The sequence below is a fragment of the Roseomonas sp. 18066 genome (assembly GCF_902706185.1).
In the GTDB taxonomy this organism is placed as follows: Bacteria; Pseudomonadota; Alphaproteobacteria; order Acetobacterales; family Acetobacteraceae; genus Pseudoroseomonas.
On record NZ_CACSJM010000054.1, the window covers coordinates 18413 to 36395 of the forward strand.

General features: G+C 69.7%; 15 protein-coding genes. 5 read left to right on the forward strand and 10 right to left on the reverse strand.

Annotated elements, in window-relative coordinates; all coding sequences use genetic code 11:
- Nucleotides 1-14: 14 nt before the first annotated feature.
- From ureC to GVN67_RS13055, 6 genes are read right to left on the reverse strand one after another with little or no spacing between them, the layout of a single operon-like run.
- On the reverse strand, nucleotides 15-1724 hold the full coding sequence (gene ureC / locus GVN67_RS13030) for an urease subunit alpha (RefSeq protein ID WP_159996550.1): 1710 nt from the start codon (nucleotides 1722-1724) through the stop codon (nucleotides 15-17).
- A 3-nt stretch (nucleotides 1725-1727) separates the two neighbouring features.
- Nucleotides 1728-2033 (reverse strand): urease subunit beta, encoded by a 306-nt coding sequence (locus tag GVN67_RS13035; RefSeq protein WP_159996552.1) that lies wholly within the window; start codon nucleotides 2031-2033, stop codon nucleotides 1728-1730.
- A gap of 11 nt (nucleotides 2034-2044) precedes the next feature.
- A complete protein-coding gene (locus GVN67_RS13040; protein WP_159996554.1) occupies nucleotides 2045-2347 on the reverse strand; it encodes an urease subunit gamma in 303 nt (100 codons plus the stop codon).
- A 48-nt stretch (nucleotides 2348-2395) separates the two neighbouring features.
- Complete coding sequence (locus GVN67_RS13045) at nucleotides 2396-3223, reverse strand: urease accessory protein UreD (RefSeq protein ID WP_159996556.1); 828 nt, start codon at nucleotides 3221-3223, stop codon at nucleotides 2396-2398.
- 27 nt (nucleotides 3224-3250) lie between these two features.
- Nucleotides 3251-4162 carry a DNA-binding response regulator gene (locus GVN67_RS13050; RefSeq protein ID WP_159996558.1) on the reverse strand — a complete coding sequence of 304 codons (912 nt, stop codon included), beginning with the start codon at nucleotides 4160-4162 and terminating at the stop codon, nucleotides 3251-3253.
- Nucleotides 4162-7485, reverse strand: coding sequence for an ATP-binding protein (locus tag GVN67_RS13055; protein ID WP_159996560.1), 3324 nt, complete (start codon nucleotides 7483-7485; stop codon nucleotides 4162-4164). Before GVN67_RS13055 ends, GVN67_RS13050 begins: the two co-directional genes overlap by 1 nt.
- Nucleotides 7486-7672: 187 nt before the next feature.
- Between GVN67_RS13055 and urtA the strand changes: the two genes are divergently transcribed.
- The 5 genes from urtA to urtE all read left to right on the forward strand — a co-directional run bounded on the left by urtA (nucleotide 7673) and on the right by urtE (nucleotide 13101).
- Nucleotides 7673-8932, forward strand: a complete 1260-nt coding sequence (gene urtA / locus GVN67_RS13060) for an urea ABC transporter substrate-binding protein (protein WP_159996562.1) — start codon at nucleotides 7673-7675, stop codon at nucleotides 8930-8932.
- Between the two features lie 154 nt (nucleotides 8933-9086).
- Entirely contained in the window at nucleotides 9087-10559 is a 1473-nt protein-coding gene (gene urtB / locus GVN67_RS13065) for an urea ABC transporter permease subunit UrtB (RefSeq protein ID WP_408906355.1), read from the forward strand.
- On the forward strand, nucleotides 10556-11656 hold the full coding sequence (gene urtC / locus GVN67_RS13070) for an urea ABC transporter permease subunit UrtC (RefSeq protein ID WP_159996566.1): 1101 nt from the start codon (nucleotides 10556-10558) through the stop codon (nucleotides 11654-11656). The genes urtB and urtC overlap by 4 nt, the downstream gene beginning before the upstream one ends.
- Nucleotides 11653-12405, forward strand: coding sequence for an urea ABC transporter ATP-binding protein UrtD (urtD, locus tag GVN67_RS13075; RefSeq protein WP_235035277.1), 753 nt, complete (start codon nucleotides 11653-11655; stop codon nucleotides 12403-12405). Before urtC ends, urtD begins: the two co-directional genes overlap by 4 nt.
- 3 nt (nucleotides 12406-12408) lie before the next feature.
- Complete coding sequence (gene urtE, locus GVN67_RS13080) at nucleotides 12409-13101, forward strand: urea ABC transporter ATP-binding subunit UrtE (RefSeq protein WP_159996568.1); 693 nt, start codon at nucleotides 12409-12411, stop codon at nucleotides 13099-13101.
- A gap of 21 nt (nucleotides 13102-13122) precedes the next feature.
- Here the strand turns inward: urtE and GVN67_RS13085 are convergent, their stop codons facing one another.
- From GVN67_RS13085 to GVN67_RS13100, 4 genes are all read right to left on the reverse strand, one after another.
- Entirely contained in the window at nucleotides 13123-13845 is a 723-nt protein-coding gene (locus GVN67_RS13085) for a calcium-binding protein (protein ID WP_159996570.1), read from the reverse strand.
- A 273-nt stretch (nucleotides 13846-14118) separates the two neighbouring features.
- Nucleotides 14119-15651 (reverse strand): UxaA family hydrolase, encoded by a 1533-nt coding sequence (locus tag GVN67_RS13090; protein WP_159996572.1) that lies wholly within the window; start codon nucleotides 15649-15651, stop codon nucleotides 14119-14121.
- 119 nt (nucleotides 15652-15770) lie between these two features.
- On the reverse strand, nucleotides 15771-16406 hold the full coding sequence (locus GVN67_RS13095; RefSeq protein ID WP_159996574.1) for a redoxin domain-containing protein: 636 nt from the start codon (nucleotides 16404-16406) through the stop codon (nucleotides 15771-15773).
- A 40-nt stretch (nucleotides 16407-16446) separates the two neighbouring features.
- Nucleotides 16447-17983 (reverse strand): protein-disulfide reductase DsbD (locus GVN67_RS13100; RefSeq protein ID WP_159996576.1); only part of this gene is annotated, 1537 nt, incomplete at its 5' end.

Sequence of the window (17983 nt, forward strand, 5' to 3'; positions counted from 1 at the left end):
CGAAAGGCTCTTGGTCAGAACAGGAAGTAGCGCTGCGCCATCGGCAGCACCGTGGCCGGCTCGCAGATCAGCAGCTCGCCATCGGCGCGGACCTCGTAGGTCTCCGGGTCGATCTCGATCTTCGGCAGGGTGTCGTTCAGCACCATGTCCCGCTTGCCGATGCTGCGCGTGTTGGACACCGGCAGCAGCCTGCGATTGAGCCCGAGCTGCCCCGCCAGGTCGTTCTCCAGCGAGGCCGCCGAGACAAACGTCACGGAGCTCGCCTGCATCGCCCGGCCATATCCCGCGAACATCGGCCGGTAATGCACCGGCTGCGGCGTCGGGATCGAGGCATTGGGGTCGCCCATCGGCGCCATGGCGATGCTGCCGCATTTCAGCACCATGTCCGGCTTCACGCCGAAGAAGGCCGGCGACCACAGCACCAGGTCGGCCAGCTTGCCGACCTCGACGCTGCCGACATGGGCGCTGATCCCCTGGGCGATCGCCGGGTTGATCGTGTACTTGGCGATGAAGCGGCGGATGCGCAGGTTGTCGTTGTCGCCCTGCTCGCCCGACAGGCGGCCGCGCTGCACCTTCATCTTGTGGGCGGTCTGCCAGGTGCGGATGATCACCTCGCCGACCCGGCCCATGGCCTGGCTGTCCGACGACATCATCGAGATGGCGCCGAGATCGTGCAGGATGTCCTCGGCGGCGATGGTCTCGCGGCGGATGCGGGATTCGGCGAAGGCCACGTCCTCGGCGATGCGCGGGTCCAGGTGGTGGCAGACCATCAGCATGTCGAGATGCTCGTCCACGGTGTTCACCGTGTAGGGCATGGTCGGGTTGGTCGAGCTCGGCAGGAAGTTGGGCTCGCCGATGACGCGGAGGATGTCGGGCGCATGGCCGCCGCCGGCGCCCTCGGTGTGGAAGGCCTGGATGGCGCGGCCGCCGATGGCGCGGATGGTCTCCTCGACGAAGCCGCTTTCGTTCAGCGTGTCGGTGTGGATGGCGATCTGGATATCGAACTTGTCCGCCACCGTCAGGCAGGTGTCGATCGCCTTGGGCGTCGTCCCCCAATCCTCATGCAGCTTCAGCCCGCAGGCGCCGGCGCGGATCTGTTCTTCCAGCCCCTCGGGCAGGGCAGCATTGCCCTTGCCGAGGAAGCCGAGGTTCATCGGAAAGCTCTCGGCCGCCTGCAGCATCCGCGCCATGTGCCAGGGCCCGGGCGTCGCGGTGGTGGCGAGGGTTCCATGCGCCGGGCCGGTGCCGCCGCCGAACATGGTGGTGACGCCGGAGGCCAGCGCCTCCTCGATCTGCTGCGGGCAGATGAAATGGATATGCGGGTCGATGCCGCCGGCCGTCAGGATTTTTCCTTCAGCGGCGATGATCTCGGTGCCCGGGCCGATGATGATGGTCACCCCCGGCTGGGTGTCCGGGTTGCCGGCCTTGCCGATGGCAGCGATCCGGCCGTCCTTCAGCCCGATATCGGCCTTGATGATCCCGCCATGGTCGATCACCACGGCATTGGTGATCACTGTGTCCATGGCGCCACCGGCGCGGCTGACCTGGGACTGGCCCATGCCGTCGCGGATCACCTTGCCGCCGCCGAACTTCACCTCCTCGCCGTAGATGGTGTGGTCGCGCTCGACCTCGGCGAAGAGCTCGGTATCGGCGAGCCGGATGCGGTCGCCGACGGTGGGGCCATACATGCCGGCATAGGCGGCGCGGGAGATGCGGGTGGCCATGGCTCAGAGCTTCCCTTCGACCAGGCCGCGGAAGCCATGCGCCACGCGGTCGCCGCCGATGTCGATCAGCCGGATGCGGCGGCTCTGCCCGGGCTCGAAGCGCACCGCGGTGCCGGCGGCGATGTCCAGCCGCTTGCCGCGCGCGGCGGCGCGGTCGAAGGAAAGCCCTTCGTTGGTCTCGAAGAAATGGTAGTGGCTGCCGACCTGAACCGGGCGGTCGCCGGTATTGGCGACCTCCAGCTCGATCGCCTCGCGCCCGACGTTGAGCGCGATCTCGCCGGGGGCGGCGATGATCTCTCCGGGAATCATGGGCGCGCTCCTCAGCGGATCGGGTGGTGGACGGTGACCAGCTTGGTGCCGTCGGGGAAGGTGGCCTCGACCTGGATGTCGTGGATCATCTCGGGGATGCCCTCCATCACCTGCGCCCGGGTCAGCACGGTGGCGCCGTCGCGCATCAGCTCGGCGACGCTACGGCCGTCGCGGGCGCCTTCGACGACGAAATCGGTGATCAGCGCGATGGCCTCGGGGTGGTTCAGCTTCACGCCGCGCGCCAGGCGCTTGCGGGCGACCTCGGCCGCCAGGGCGATCAGCAGCTTGTCCTTTTCACGGGGGGTCAGGTGCATCGGCTCATCCTGGTGGCAACGGTGGCGGGCATTGTGGCGCGGCTTTGCTCAGCTCGTCCACAGGCGGGGCAGGCGCGGCGGCAGGCCCAGCGCCGATGCCCGGATTTTCGGCAGGGCTTCGGCGAGTGACTGGCGCAGGGCAGAGGCTTCGCCCAGCCAGCGCGCCAGCAGCAGGCCGGGGCGGGCCAGGGTCGCGTCCAGCCCGGCCTCCCGCAGCAGGTCACGGGCTGCGAGCGCCTCCGGGGCGGGCGCGGCGAAGAGCAGCAGCGCCATGGCATTGGCGGCGCCGAAGCCGAAGCGGGCGGCGAGGCGCGCGGGCACCGCGCCCGACAGGTCCAGCGCATCCGCCCAGTCGAGGCGGCCGCCGCGATGCAGCCGCCAGGAATCGAACAGGGCGCCGGTGGCGAAAAGCTCGCCTCGGGCGGCGCGGCCGAAGACCAGCATCTCGGTGGCCAGCAGCCGGGAATCGGGCGCCATCGCGACGCGCATCCGCCGTTCCAGCCGGGCGCCATCGAACAGGATGGTTTCCTGCGGCAGCCATTCCAGCGTGGCGCCGGGGGCCAGCGACAGCTGGCTGTCGATGCGCGTGGCGTCGCCCAGGCTGCGATAGATTTTTTCGGCGGCCGGGGTGGTGACCTGGGCGGTGGCACCTGCCTCCAGCGTGACCTCGAGGGACAGGGAGTCGCCGCCCGCCAGCCCGCCGCCGACATTGACCAGCGCCGCCGAGGGCAGGTCGTCCGGCTCCGGCACCGGGAACAGGATGCGATAGGGCGCGGCGTGGTAGAGATGGCCGAGCGTGGTGCCGCGCGGGCCGTGGCGGAAGCCGAGCTCGGCGCGGCCATGGGCGCGCTGGTGGCGGGGGGTGTCGAGAGGCATCGGCGGGTTTCCCAGCAAGTGCCGTGCCTAGCCGCCCAGGACGCGCACCGCCAGCGCCGTGGCCGAAGCCCGGTTCTCGACGCCGAGCTTGGCGAAGATGCCCTCCAGGTGCTTGTTCACCGTGCGCGGGCTCAGCACCAGGATATCGGCGATGTCGCGGTTCGACTTGCCGCGGCCGAGCCAGAGCAGCACCTCCGCCTCCCGCGCCGTCAGGCCGAGGCGCTCGCGCAGCATGCCTTCCTCGCGGCCGGGGTCGAAGGCGGTGACGCGCAGCAGCAGCTCGTCCGGGGCGATCTGGCCGACATGGTGGAATTCGACGCGGCGGCCATCGGCCAGCGGGACCGGCGGCAGGCGGGGATGCTCGGCCTCGGCCAGGGCGATCCAGCCGGGCAGGGCCAGCCCGGCCGGGCCGTCGCCAGCCGGGCCGTCGCCAGCAGGTGTGGAGGCGTCGCGCAGCAGGGTCGCCGCCTGGGGCGTGGCCCAGAGCACGGCGCCGTCGCGGTCCACCGCCAGCAGAAAACGCCCGGCGACGTCGAGCGCGGCATGCGCGCTGCGGGTCAGCCGCGCATTGGTCAGATGGGCTGCGATGCGGGCCACCACCTCGTCTGGCACCACGGGCTTGACCACATAGTCGACGCCGCCGGCATCGAAGCCGCGCACCACGTCCTCGCTCTCGGTCAGGCCGGTCATGAAGATGATGGGGACGGAGATCAGCCGGGCGTTGCGCTTCATCCGGCGGCAGGCCTCGAAGCCGTCCATGCCGGGCATCACCGCGTCCATCAGCACGATGTCGGGGATGATGCGCTCGATCACCGTCATGGCGGCGGCGGCCGATTGCGCCACCAGCACCATGTAGCCGGCGCCCTCCAGCGTGTCGTTCAGCAGGCCGAGCGTGCCCGGCGCGTCATCGACCACCAGCACGATGTCGCGGCGTTCCATCAGCCTTCCTCCTCCGGCAGGGCGGCCGTGAAGGCGTCCAGCCGGTATTCCGAGATATAGCCGCGCAGCAGGGCGATGGCGGGGGCGGCCTCGGGCGCCTCGGCCTCCAGCGCGTCCAGCCGCTCGCGGATGCCGCCGACATAGCCGATGGCGGCCAGCTGGCGAAGATTGGCGGCCTGGGCCGGGGTCAGCCGCGCCGCGTCGCCAGGCGGGGCTGGGGCGGGGTCGGCGAAGGTCCAGGCGAGGCCCAGCAGCTGGCCGATCTTGTCGAGCAGGGCGGACAGCACCAGCGGCTTGGGCAGCACGTCGTCATGGTGCTGGCCTTCGGAGGGCGCGCCGAGCTCCAGCGCATTGGCCGAGACCATGATGATCGGCGCCACCTGCCCGGCCAGGCGCAGCCGGCGCGCCAGGTCCCAGCCGGTCATGCCGGGCATGGCGATATCCAGCAGGAAGATGTCGGGGGCTTCCTCGCCGGCCAGGGCGAGCGCCCCGGCGCCATCGGCGGCCAGGCGCACCGAGAAGCCCAGCGGCTGCAGCAGGTCGGCGACCAGGGCGCGATGCGTCGCGTCGTCATCGGCCACCAGCACCGAGGGCGCCCGGCCGCGCGGCTTGTGGCCGGTGATGCGGCGCTCGACCTCCAGCGCCTTGGCCACCTTGCCCGAGAGCAGCAGGCGCACCTTGAAGCGGCTGCCCTCGCCGAGCCGGCTGTGGACGGAAATCTCGCCGCCCATCACCTCGGTCAGGGTCTTGGTGATGGTGAGCCCCAGGCCGACGCCGGGGGTGGAGGGGGCGTGGGAATTGCCGCCGCGCTGGAAGGGCTCGAAGATGCGCGGCAGGTCGTCCTCGGCGATGCCGATGCCGGTGTCGATGATCTCGAACTCGGCGACCTCGGAGCGGAAGCGCAGGCGGAAGGTCACCTGGCCCTGCCGGGTGAACTTGATGGCGTTGGACAGCAGGTTGATCAGGATCTGCCGCAGCCGGCGCTCATCGGTATGGACCAGCTCGGGCAGGCGCTCGGGCGGGTCGAAGGCGAAGCCGATCGACTTGGCCTCGGCCTGGAGGCGCAGCATCTGCACGATCTGCTCGAGGAAGTCGGGCAGCCGCACCTCGTCGCGATAGAGCTCGATCCGCCCGGCCTCGATCTTGGAGATGTCGAGCAGCCCCTCGATCAGCGCCGCCAGGTGCTCGCCGCTGCGGCGGATGGTGCGCAGCCCGTCGCGGCGGCGCTCGGGGATGGCGGGGTCGCGCTCCAGCAATTGCGCATAGCCGAGGATGGCGTTCAGCGGCGAGCGCAGCTCATGGCTGATGCCGATGACATAGCGGCTCTTCGCCATGTTGGCGGCCTCGGCGGTCTCCTTGGCCTTCTGCAGCGCGGCGTCGGTGCGCTGGTGGGCGCGGATCTCGCTCATCAGCAGGCTGGTCTGGCGGCGGGTCTCTTCCTGCGCGACCAGGCGGGACTGGCGGGCCAGCACCAGGGTCCAGGCGGTGATGCCGCCGATCACCATCAGCACGAAGAAGGCCTTCCAGAAGGCGGCGTCCAGCCCCGGGGCGGCCGGGGTCTGCGCCCGGATGCCGAGGAAGACGATGCTGATGGTGGCGACGAACAGCAGGAAGACCACCAGGAAGGAGCCGACCGGCGTGCCCAGCGCCCGCATCACTGTAGCCGGCAGCACGGCGCGCAAAGGGGTCACGATCTGGCTGGAGAGGCGGGCATGCGGCTTGCAGCCATCGCCGCAGCGGGCGTCGAGCGTGCAGCAGAGCGAGCAGATCGCGCCGGTGTAGACCGGGCAATAGGCCATGTCGCGCGGCTCGAAGCTGTGCTCGCAGATGACGCATTGCAAAGCGGGCTTCTGCGCCCAGGCGGCGCGGGGGCGGCGGGCCAGGTAATAGCGGCCGCGCGTGCCCCAGGCGATGGCCGGCGCCGCGGCGAAGGCGACGCCGAAGGCGATGAAGGTCGACATGGCCTGGGCCAGGGCGCCGAGGAACCCGTAATAGGCGACGAAGGAGGCGATGACAGACAGAAACATGGCGCCGACGCCGACCGGATTGATGTCGTAGAGATGCGCCCGCTTGAACTCGATGCCCTTGGGGCTGAGGCCGAGCGGCTTGTTCACCGCCAGATCCGCCACCAGCGCCCCCATCCAGGCGGCGGCGACGTTGGAATAGACGAACAGCACCTGCTCGATGGTGTTGTAGACGCCGAGCTCCATCAGCAGCAGCGCGACCGCGATGTTGAAGACCAGCCAGACCACGCGCCCGGGATGGCTGTGGGTCAGGCGGGAGAAGAAGTTGGACCAGGCGAGCGAGCCGGCATAGGCGTTGGTGACGTTGATCTTGATCTGCGACAGCGCGACGAAGATGGCGGTCACCACCAGCACGAGCGTCGGCGAGGCGATCAGCGTGCCGAAGGCCAGGCGGTACATCTCGGCCGGCTGCACCGCCTGGGCCAGGCTGAGCCCGGCCTGCAGCGCGGCATAGGCCAGGAAGGAGCCGGCCAGCAGCTTCAGCACGTCGAAGACGATCCAGCCCGGCCCGCCCGCCAGCAGCGCCGCCCACCAGATCCATTTCTTCTGCCGGTCCTGGGCGGGCAGGAAGCGGATATAGTCGACCTGCTCCCCGGTCTGGGTGATCAGCGCGAAGAGCACCGAGGCGGCGGCGCCGAAGGCCAGCAGGTCGAAGCCGCCGGTGCCGCGCTCGCCCTCATACGCCGTCCAGCCGGCGATCCAGTCGGGATGGGCGATGAGCAGCCCGACCAGCGGCAGGATGTTGAGCACCAGCCAGACCGGCTGGGTCCAGGTCTGCACGCGGCTGATGAAGGTGATGCCATGCGTCACCAGCGGCACCACCACCACGGCGCAGAGAATGTATCCCAGCCAGAGCGGAACACCGAAGAAGCTGTCCAGCATCGCCGCCAGGATCACCGCCTCGATGCCGAAGAAAATGAAGGTGAAGCTGGCATAGATCAGCGAGGTGATGGTGGAGCCGATATAGCCGAAGCCGGCGCCGCGGGTCAGCAGGTCGACATCCACCCCGGCCCGCGCGGCGCCGAGGCAGATCGGCAGCGAGGCGGCGAAGATCAGCACCGAGACGAACAGGATGGCGGCGACGCTGTTGGTGAAGCCATGCGCCACGGTCAGCGCGCCGCCGATCGCCTCCAGCGCCAGGAAGGAGATGGAGCCCAGCGCGGTGCTGGCGACGCGGAAGGCGGACCATTTGCGCGCGCTCTCGGCGGTGAAGCGCAGCGCATAGTCTTCCATGGTCTCGTCGGCGACCCAGCGGTTGTAGTCGCGCCGGATGCGCATGATGCGCTGGCGTGTCGCCATGCTGGGCGGGGTCCTCGGAGGCGGGCAGCGGGGGGCGAGAGTGGGGCGCCGCTCGACAGGGCGTCAAGCACGCCGGCGCCCGGCCGCCTACGTCATTTGACGTATACGCTTCTGCAACGGCCCCCGCGATGCTGCGCCGCATCGTGAAAAACGGCGGCCGCGGGCCGCGACCCGGAGAACGATCCCCATGACGATCAGGACCCCCTTCTCCCGCCGCGCCCTGCTGGCGGCAAGCGCCGGCGCAACGCTTGGTCCCCTGGCGATTCCGGCGCTGAAGCCCGCCTGGGCCCAGGCCGCGCCGATCAAGGTCGGCGTGCTGCATTCGCTGTCCGGCACCATGGCGATCAGCGAGACCGCGCTGCGCGACACCGTGCTGATGATGGTGGAGGACGCCAACAAGAAGGGCGGCATCCTGGGCCGCAAGGTCGAGGCGGTGGTGGTCGACCCGGCCTCCAACTGGCCGCTCTTCGCCGAGAAGGCGCGCGAGCTGCTGCAGGTCCACAAGGTCGACGTGACCTTCGGCTGCTGGACCTCGGTGTCCCGCAAGTCGGTGCTGCCGGTCTTCGAGGAGCTGAACGGCCTGCTGTTCTACCCCGTCCAGTATGAGGGCGAGGAGCAGTCGAAGAACGTCTTCTACACCGGCGCCGCGCCGAACCAGCAGGCGATCCCGGCGGTGGAATACCTGATGTCGGCCGATGGCGGCGGGGCCAAGCGCATCGCGCTGCTCGGCACCGACTATGTCTATCCGCGCACGACCAACCGCATCCTGCGCGCCTTCCTGAACAGCAAGGGCATTTCCGACGCTGACATCATGGAGGAATACACCCCCTTCGGGCATTCGGACTGGCAGGGCATCGTCAGCCGGGTGAAGCGCTTCGCCGGCGAGGGCAAGAAGACCGCCATCGTCTCGACCATCAATGGCGACGCCAATGTCCCCTTCTACCGCGAGCTGGGCAACCAGGGCATCAAGGCGGAGGATATCCCCTCGGTCGCCTTCTCGGTCGGCGAGGAGGAGCTGGCGGGCATCGACGCCAAGCCGCTGGTCGGCCACCTCGCCGCCTGGAACTATTTCATGAGCGTCGACAGCCCGGTGAACACCGAGTTCAAGGCGATGTGGGCCACCTACATCAAGAACCCGAAGCGCGTCACCAACGACCCCATGGAGGCCACCTATACGGGCTTCAAGATGTGGAGCCAGGCGGTGGCGAAGGCGGGCTCGACGGGCGTCGATGCCGTGCGGACGGCGATGTATGGCCAGAAGGTCGCGGCGCCGTCGGGCTATGAGGAGCAGATGTTCGAGAATCATCACCTGTCGAAGCCGGTGATGATTGGCGAGATCATGGAGACTGGCCAGTTCAACGTGGTCTGGAAGACGCCGACCGCGATCCCGGCCGAGAACTGGTCCCCGTTCATCCCGGAGAATGCGTCCCGCCGCAAGCCGACCTGATTTTGCAGAAATAGAGAGGGGATTCGGGGGGATACTTCCCCCCGACCTTCCTTTGCTTTGGAGGGTGGGCCCGATGTGGCGCGTGATGCTGCTGCTCTTGGTGTTTGCGTTGCCCGTCCGTGCCCAGGGGGGCTTCGAGACGGCGCTTCCTGGCCTGGCCGGTGGCTTCGCGCAGCAGGCCGAGGCGGTGGAGCGCCTGGGCGCGATCGGCGATCCGCGCGCCGTGCCGATCCTGCGCGCCTTGTCGGATGGGCGGCTGCAGAAGCGGGCCGATGGCGGCTTGCTGATCGTCGAGGGCGGCGCGGTGCGCGACGCCCTGACGGGGGCGGCGGCCGAGGCCGGCGAGGTGGTGCGCATCAACAACCGGGTGCGCGGCGCCTTGCGCGGGGCTTTCGGCCGGCTGCAGCTGCTGTCGCCCGACCCGGCGGAGCGCGTCGCCGCCGCCGACGGGCTGTTCCGCGCCCGATCTCCCGAGAATATCGCGCTGCTCGAGGATGCCGTCGGGCGCGAGAGCGATGCGGCGATCCGCCAGCGGATGACGCTGGCGCTGGCCGCCTCCCGGTTGGCGGCGCCCGAGGATGTGGCGAAGCGCCAGGGCATCGTGGTGCTGGGCGGCACCTCGTCGGCCGAGGCGCGCGGGCTGCTGCTGGAGGCGCGCGCCGCCAACCCGGCGCTGGTCGCCGAGATCGATGCCGCGGTCGCCGCCATCGATGACCGGCTGCAGCTGAAGCGCGCCGCCGAGACCGCCTTCCAGGGCCTGTCGCTGGGCTCGATCCTGCTGCTGGCAGCGCTCGGCCTGGCCGTCACCTTCGGGGTGATGGGCGTGATCAACATGGCGCATGGCGAGATGGTGATGCTCGGCGCCTATACGACCGTGCTGGTGCAGGAGCTGTGCCGCGGCATTCCCTGGCTGGCGCCCTGGTCGCTGCCGATGTCGGTGCCGGCGGCCTTCCTGGTCACCGCGGCGGTGGGGGTCGCGCTGGAGCGCGGGTTGATCCGGCATCTCTACGGGCGTCCGCTGGAGACGCTGCTGATGACCTTCGGCGTGGGCATGATCCTGCAGCAGGGGGTGCGGCTGCTGTTCGGCGCGCAGAACCGCGAGGTGGTCTCGCCCTCCTGGATGCAGGGCACCTTGCAGTTGCCCGGCGGCATCGAGGTCACGCAGAACCGGCTGTGGATCATTCTTTTCAGTTTGATGGTGCTCGGTTTGACCATCGCGGCGATCCGCTTCACCCGCTTCGGGCTGGAGATGCGGGCCGTGGTGCAGAACCGGCGGATCGCGGCGACCATGGGCATCCGCACCGGGCGGGTGGATGCGATGACCTTCGCCTTCGGCTCGGGCATCGCCGGCATGGCGGGGGTCGCGCTCAGCCAGATCGACAATGTCTCGCCGAACCTCGGCACCGGCTACATCATCGACAGCTTCATGGTGGTGGTCTTCGGCGGCGTCGGCAGCCTGGCCGGCACCATGATCGGCGCCTTCACGCTCGGCATCGTCAACAAGGTGCTGGAGCCCTGGGCGGGCGTGGTGCTGGCGAAGATCGCTGTGCTGGTCGGCATCATGCTGTTCATCCAGCGCCGGCCGAAGGGCCTGTTCGCGCTGAAGGGGAGGGCGGCGGAGCAATGAGCGCCAGCATGAGCCTGGGCGAGCGGCTGCGCCCCGCCCCCGGCATGATCCTGCGCGGGCTGCTGCTGGCGGGCCTGGCGCTGCTGGCCCTGCTGCCGGTGCTGAACCGGCTGCCGGTGGACGCGACCTTCTATGTCTCCGACTTCGTCGTCTCGGTCTCGGGGAAATGGATCTGCTACGCCATCCTGGCGCTGGCGATCGACCTGGCCTGGGGCTATGCCGGCATCCTCAGCCTGGGCCACGGCGCCTTCTTCGCCCTCGGCGGCTATGCCATCGGCATGCATCTGATGCGGCTGATCGGCCCCCGCGGCGTCTATGGCCATCCGGTGCTGCCCGACTTCATGGTGTTCCTCGGCTACACGGAGCTGCCCTGGTACTGGCAGGGCTTCCAGTTCTTTCCCTACGCCTTCGCCATGGCGCTGATCGTGCCGGGGGTGCTGGCGGGGATCCTGGGCTGGCTCGCCTTCCGCAGCCGCATCACCGGCGTCTATCTCAGCATCATCACCCAGGCGATGACCTATGCGCTGATGCTGGCCTTCTTCCGCAACGACATGGGCTTCGGCGGCAATAACGGCTTCACGGATTTCAAGGAGCTGCTGGGCATGCCGCTGAACACCGCGGGCGCCCGGGCGGCGCTGTTCTACGCGGCGCTGGTCTCGCTCGGGGTGTCGCTGCTGCTGTGCCGCTACATCACCCGCTCCAAGCTGGGCCGGGTGCTGGTGGCGGTGCGCGACGCCGAAAGCCGCGTGCGATTTCTGGGCTACGACACCACCGCGGTGAAGTTGTCCGTCTTCGTGCTGTCGGCGATGCTGGCGGGGCTGGCAGGCGCGCTCTACGTGCCGCTGATCGGCATCATCAATCCGGGCGAGTTCAGCCCGGGCAATTCGATCGAGGCTGTGGTCTGGGTCGCGGTCGGCGGGCGGGGGACGCTGGTCGGCGCGCTGCTCGGCGCCTTCTCGGTCAATGCGATCAAGACCTGGCTGACCTCCTTCGCGCCGGATGTCTGGCTCTTCGTGCTCGGCGGGCTGTTCGTGGCGGTGACGCTGTTCCTGCCGCGCGGCATCGTGGGCCTGCTGCAGAAGGGGCCCGGCCGATGAGCGCCGCCGCCATGCGCGAGGGCCGCCTCTATCTGGACGGCGTCTCGGTGGTCTTCGACGGCTTCCGCGCCCTGAACAATCTTTCCCTGATCGTCGAGCCCGGCGAGTTGCGCGCCATCATCGGGCCGAACGGCGCCGGCAAGACCACGATGATGGACATCATCACCGGCAAGACCCGGCCCACCGCCGGCACCGTGCAGTTCGGCAGCCGCGACCTGACCAAGATGGACGAGGCGACCATCGCCAATCTCGGCATCGGCCGGAAATTCCAGAAGCCCACCGTCTTCGACGCGCTGACCGTCTTCGAGAATCTTGAGCTCGCGCTGAAGGCGCCGCGCGACCCCTGGTCCTGCCTGCGCTGGGCGCTGTCGGCCACCTCCCGCCGCTGCATCGAGGCGGTGCTGGAGGAGATCGGCCTGGCCGAGCGCGCCAGCCACCGCGCCGCCATCCTGTCGCATGGCCAGCGGCAATGGCTGGAGATCGGCATGCTGCTGATGCAGGACCCGAAGCTGCTGCTGGTCGACGAGCCCGTCGCCGGCATGACCGACCAGGAGACCGAGCACACCGCCGCCCTGCTGCGCCGCATCGCCGGCAGCCGCAGCGTCGTGGTGGTGGAGCACGACCTGGAATTCGTCCGCGCCCTGGGGGAGAAGGTCACCGTGCTCTGCGAAGGCAGCGTGCTGTCGGAAGGCAGCATCGACCATGTCCAGAACGACCCGCGGGTCATCGAAGTCTATCTGGGGCGCTGAGGGATGCTGCGCGTCGAAGGCATTGATTTGTTTTATGGCGCCAGCCGGGCGCTGCGGGGGGTCTCGCTGGAGGCCGATCCAGGGCGCATCACCTGCGTGCTGGGGCGCAATGGCGTCGGCAAATCCTCGCTGATGCGGGCGATCGTCGGGCTGGAGCGGGTGAAGGCCGGCCGCATCGTCTGGGAAGGGCGCGACGTCACCAGCTATTCCGCCGCCGACCGGGCGCGGGCGGGCATCGGCTACGTCCCCCAGGGGCGCGAGATCTTTCCGTTCCTGACGGTGCGCGAAAACCTGGAGACGGCGCTGGCTGCGGCCCCGCGTGGGTCGAAGGTGCCGGACGATGTCTTCGAGCTGTTCCCGATCCTGCAGCAGTTTCTCCGCCGGCGAGGGGGCGACCTGTCGGGCGGGCAGCAGCAGCAGCTGGCGATCGCGCGCGCGCTGACCGCGCGGCCGCGGCTGCTGATCCTCGACGAGCCGACCGAGGGCATCCAGCCGAACGTCATCAAGGACATCGCCCGGGTCATCGCGCTGCTGGCGAAAAGCCGCGACATGGCCGTGGTGCTGGTCGAGCAGTATTACGAGTTCGCCCGCGAGCTCGGCGACCAGCTGGCCATCATGGTGCGCGGCGAGGTGGCGCTGGCCGGCCTGTCCGGCTCGCTCGACGAGGAGGCGGTGCGCCGGCTGCTGACGGTCTGAGCCGCAGCCGGCGAGGCGCCCTCAGGCGGCGAAGAGGATGTCGCCGGCCTGCAGGGCATGGACGCCCTTCAGGTGGATCTCGGTATCCTCGTAGACCGCGAAGAAATGCAGCTCCAGGCCCGCGGCGGTGTCGACCAGGGTGACGTCGGCCGCGCGGATATAGAGCGGCCGCAGGTCGATCTTGTCGACGCCCACCTGGAAGTCGTGGATGGTGTCGAAGCCGCCATTGGCGTCGTAGGCCATCTCGCTCAGCGACGGGTTGTAGGCATAGACGAAGGTGTCCGCGCCCGAGCCACCCCAGAGCTGATCGGCGCCCTCGCCGCTGTGGATCACGTCGTTGCCGCTGCCACCCTTGATGGTGTCGTTGCCGCTGCCGCCATAGAGCAGGTCGTGGTTGCTGCCGCCGTCGATATAGTCGTCGCCGCCGCCGCCCAGGATGGTGTCGCGGCCGCGGCCGCCGAACAGCCGGTCGGCCTGGTCCTCGGAGGCGAAGACATTGGCGGCGCTCGGCGTCGGCCCGGCCACGCCATAGCCGGTGATATAGTCGTCGCCATTGCCGCCATAGATGACGTCGCGGCCGTAGCCGCCGAACAGGGTGTCGCTGCCTGTGCCGGCCATGATGGTGTTGCTGCCGCCGATGCCGTCGCGCGGCGAGGCCAGGCCGTCGGCATAGATGATGTCGGCCTCTCTGTGGCTGGAGAACAGAAAGCTGTCGTTCTTCAGGGTCCCGTCGTAGCGCGCCATGGCCTGTGTCTTCCCGATATCTTATCGAAATGTCGAAGTGTCTCTGGAAGCCATGGTGACGGCGGGTTGCAGTAAACCGAAGTAACAAGCCTGTGTTTTCTCATATTTACATCTAACTTTACAAAGTAAGTAATTTGTTAATCGTTTATTAATTGCGATTTTCGTCCAACTTTAACTTTGCTGATTTGAATACTGGATGAGTATTGCGGTCCGGCAATGCTGCCGCTTGCCAGCGGATGGGCCGGGGCGGCGCTGCCCCCCGGCCCGGCGGCCTTACATGGTCGCGCCGATCGGCCAGGGCGCGAATTCGGCCGAGCCGAAGTCATAGCTTTCGCTCTTGGTCCGCTCGCCCGAGGCGACCCGCAGGATCAGCTGGAAGATACGCTCGCCGCATTCCTGCACGCTTTCGCGGCCCGAGAGGATGGTGCCGCAATTGACGTCCATATCCTCCTCCATCCGCTCATACATGGCCGAGTTGGTGGCCAGCTTGATCGAGGGCGCCGGCTTGCAGCCGAAGACGCTGCCGCGGCCGGTGGTGAAGCAGACCAGGTTGGCGCCGCCGGCAACCTGGCCCGTGGCGGCGACCGGGTCGTAGCCAGGGGTGTCCATGAAGACGAAGCCCTTCTCGGCCACCGGCTCGGCATAGTCGTAGACGGCGGTCAGGTTGCTATTGCCGGCCTTGGCCATGGCGCCCAGCGACTTCTCCAGGATGGTGGTCAGGCCGCCGGCCTTGTTGCCGGGGGAGGGGTTGCTGTTCAGCTCCGCCTGGCCGCGCTCGGCATATTCCTCCCACCAGCGCATCAGCCCGACCAGTTTTTCCCCCACCGCGCGGGAGGTGGCGCGACGCGTGAGAAGGTGCTCGGCGCCGTAGGTCTCGGGCGTCTCCGACAGGATCACCGTGCCGCCGTGGCGGACCAGCAGGTCGGAGGCGGCGCCCAGCGCCGGATTGGCGGTGATCCCCGAATAGCCGTCCGAGCCGCCGCATTGCAGGGCGATGGTCAGGTGGCTGGCCGGCATTGGCTGGCGCCGCACCTGGTTGGATTCGGCCAGCACCTCGCGGACGAAGGCGATGCCGGCCTCCACCGTCTTGCGGGTGCCGCCCATCTCCTGGATGTCCATGTTGCGCAGCCGGCCCGCCAGGTTCTGCTCGGTCAGCAGGCCAGAAATCTGGTTGACCTCGCAGCCCAGGCCGATGGCGATGACATGGCTGAAATTGACGTGGCGGGCATAGCCGGCCAGCGTCCGCCGCAGGATGCGCAGCCCGTCATTGTCGCCCATGCCGCAGCCGGTCTTGTGGGTCAGCGCCACCACCCCGTCGACATTGGGGAATTCGGCCAGCGGGTCGCTGGGCAGGAAGGGATGCCGCTTGAAGGCGTCGGCGATCATCGAGGCGACATGCGCCGAGCAGTTCACGCTGGTGACGATGCCGATGTAGTTGCGCGTCGCCACCCGCCCGTCGGGGCGCAGGATGCCCTGGAAGGTCGCCGGCTCCGGCACGTAGAGGGTCGGCCGCGCATCCACCCCCCAGGCATAGTCCTTGTCGAAGTCGCCCATGCCGCAATTCTGCACATGCACCCAGTCGCCGGGCGCGATCGGCTGGGTGGCGAAGCCGATGATCTGGCCGTAGCGCTTCACCGCCTCGCCGGGGGCATGGGCGCGGAGCGCCACCTTGTGGCCGGGGGGGATGCGGGTGCGGGCCACCACGTTGGGGCCGACCGGCGTGCCCTCGGGGGCGGCGCGGCGGGCGATCAGCACGCTGTCCTCGGCGTGCAGGCGGATGAAAGGGGTCTCGGCGACAGCGTCCATCTTGCTTGTTTCCTCCGGCAGGCAGGGCAGGGGGAAACCAGTCTAGCGCCCATTGGCCCCGGAAGAGAAAGGGCCTGGCGGAATGCCCTCCGCCAGGCCCCCCCGCGCGCCGCCCGCTGTCAGGCGGCGGGGGCGTATTTGATGGCGCAGCCATAGTTGCGGGTGACGGCCTGGGCCACCTGGCGGCCCTCGGCCACCGCCAGCATGGCGTTCTTGGCCAGCGGCTCGGCCTTCGGCACGTCGTCGACCCGGTTGGAGGCGATGCTGTCGATGCCGCCCATGTAGCGCAGCACGCCTTCCGCATCGATCACGTACATATGCGGCGTGGTGGTGGCGCCATAGGCGCGGGCGATGCGGCTCTGCGGGTCCAGCAGCACCGCGGCAGGCGCCGCGCTGCGCTCGCTGGTCAGCGCCTTCGCCTGCTCGGGCGTCACATGCCCCTGCTCGCCCTGCGGCGAGGAGGCGACGGACAGCCAGACGATGCCCTTGGCCGCCGCCTCGCGCTGCAGCGCCTGCATGTTGTTGCTGCCATAGTGCTTCTTGACGAAGGGGCAGTCGTGGTTGGTCCATTCCAGCACGACGACCTTGCCGCGATAGTCGGCGAGGCTGCGGGTCTGCCCGTCCTGGTCGGGGGCGCTGAAGCCAGGGGCGGCGGCGCCGATGGCGGGGGCGGCCAGCGCCAGGCGCGGCGCCAGCGGCATCAGGATGGCGCCCAGCGGAACGGCCAGGGTGGCGCGGCGGGTGAACAAGGCCATGTCGGTCACTCCTGTCTTGAGGGGAAGGCGAGGCGGGAAGTCAGCCGGCCGGCAGCGCCTGCAGGACGATCTGCTCGGTCAGGATCTGCGGCAGCAGCACGGGCGCGCCGCCGCCGGCGGGATAGACCAGGTAGAGCGGCACGCCCTCCCGCCCATGCGCGCGCAGCACGGCGGCGATCGCCGGGCCGCCATCGGTCCAGTCGCCCTTCAGATAGGCGATGTTGCGGGCCTCGAAGGCGCGGCGGACGCCGTCGGATTGCAGCGCCACCCGCTCATTGACCTTGCAGGTGATGCACCAGGCGGCGGTCATGTTGACGAAGACCGGGCGGCCCTCGGCGCGCAGCTGCGCCAGGCGGGCTTCCGACCAGGGCTCCGACCCGGCCTCGGCCGCGGTGCGGGCGCTGGCGGCCGGCGCGCCGACCAGCTGCGGCAGCAGGGCCAGCGCGGCGCAGACCGCGACGATGGCGCTGCCGCGGCCGAGCCATTGCGCGCCCCGCCGCCGCGCCGCCTGGGCAGTGCCCAGCGCCCAGCCGGCGAAGCCGATGGCGAGACCCCCGGCGAGCGCCGCCGCCAGGCCTTCCGGCCCCACCTGCTGCGCCAGCACCCAGAGCAGCCACAGCGCCGCGGCATACATCGGGAAGGCCAGGATTTCCTTCAGCCGGGCCATCCAGGCGCCGGGCTTGGGCAGCCGCGCCGCCAGGCCGGGGGCCAGCGCCAGCAGCGCATAGGGCGCCGCCATGCCGAAGCCCATCGCCGCGAAGACCGCCATGGCGGAGGCGGGCGGCATGGCCATGGCGGCGCCGATGGCGGCGGCCATGAAGGGCGCGGTGCAGGGGGTGGCGACCAGCACCGCCAGCCCGCCGGTGGCGAAGCTGCCCAGGTGGCCGCCGCGCGCCGCGACGGTCGAGCCCATCCGCACCGGCCGGCCGAATTCGAAGACGCCGGACAGGTTCAGCCCGACCGCCAGCATCAGCCAGCCCATCGCCGTGACGAACAAAGGCGCCGTGAACTGGAAGCCCCAGCCGGCGACGCTGCCGGCCGCGCGCAGCCCGAGCATCAGCCCCGCCAACGCCAGGAAGGACAGAACCACGCCGGCGGTGTAGCTGGCGGCATGCGCCCGGACCGTGCCGCGCGCCGCCCCGGACAGCCGCGCCAGGCCGATCGCCTTCATCGCCAGGATCGGGAAGACGCAGGGCATCAAATTGAGGATGAGCCCGCCCAGCGCGGCCCAGAGCGCCGCCTGCCACAGCGGCAGGCTGGCCTCGGCGGCGAGGGCCACCGGCAGCGCGCCGGGCTGCGCCGCGACGGTGAAGGCGCTGCGCTGGCCGCCGGCATCCGTCAGCACCAGCACGCCCTGCATCGGCCCGGGCGGCATCGGCGCAGCCCCGCGCGGCAGGCCGAGCCGCAGCGCGCCATCGGCCACCTGCAGAACCTGCGGCGCCGCATGGTCCAGCACGCCCCATTCGGCGGGGAAGAACTCGGCCGTCTTCACGGTCGCCGGCGTCAGGTCGGGGCTGTCGATGCGGATCGCGCCCTGCTGGCCCTCGAAGCCGATGGCGGCGGCCCAGGGGGCGGGG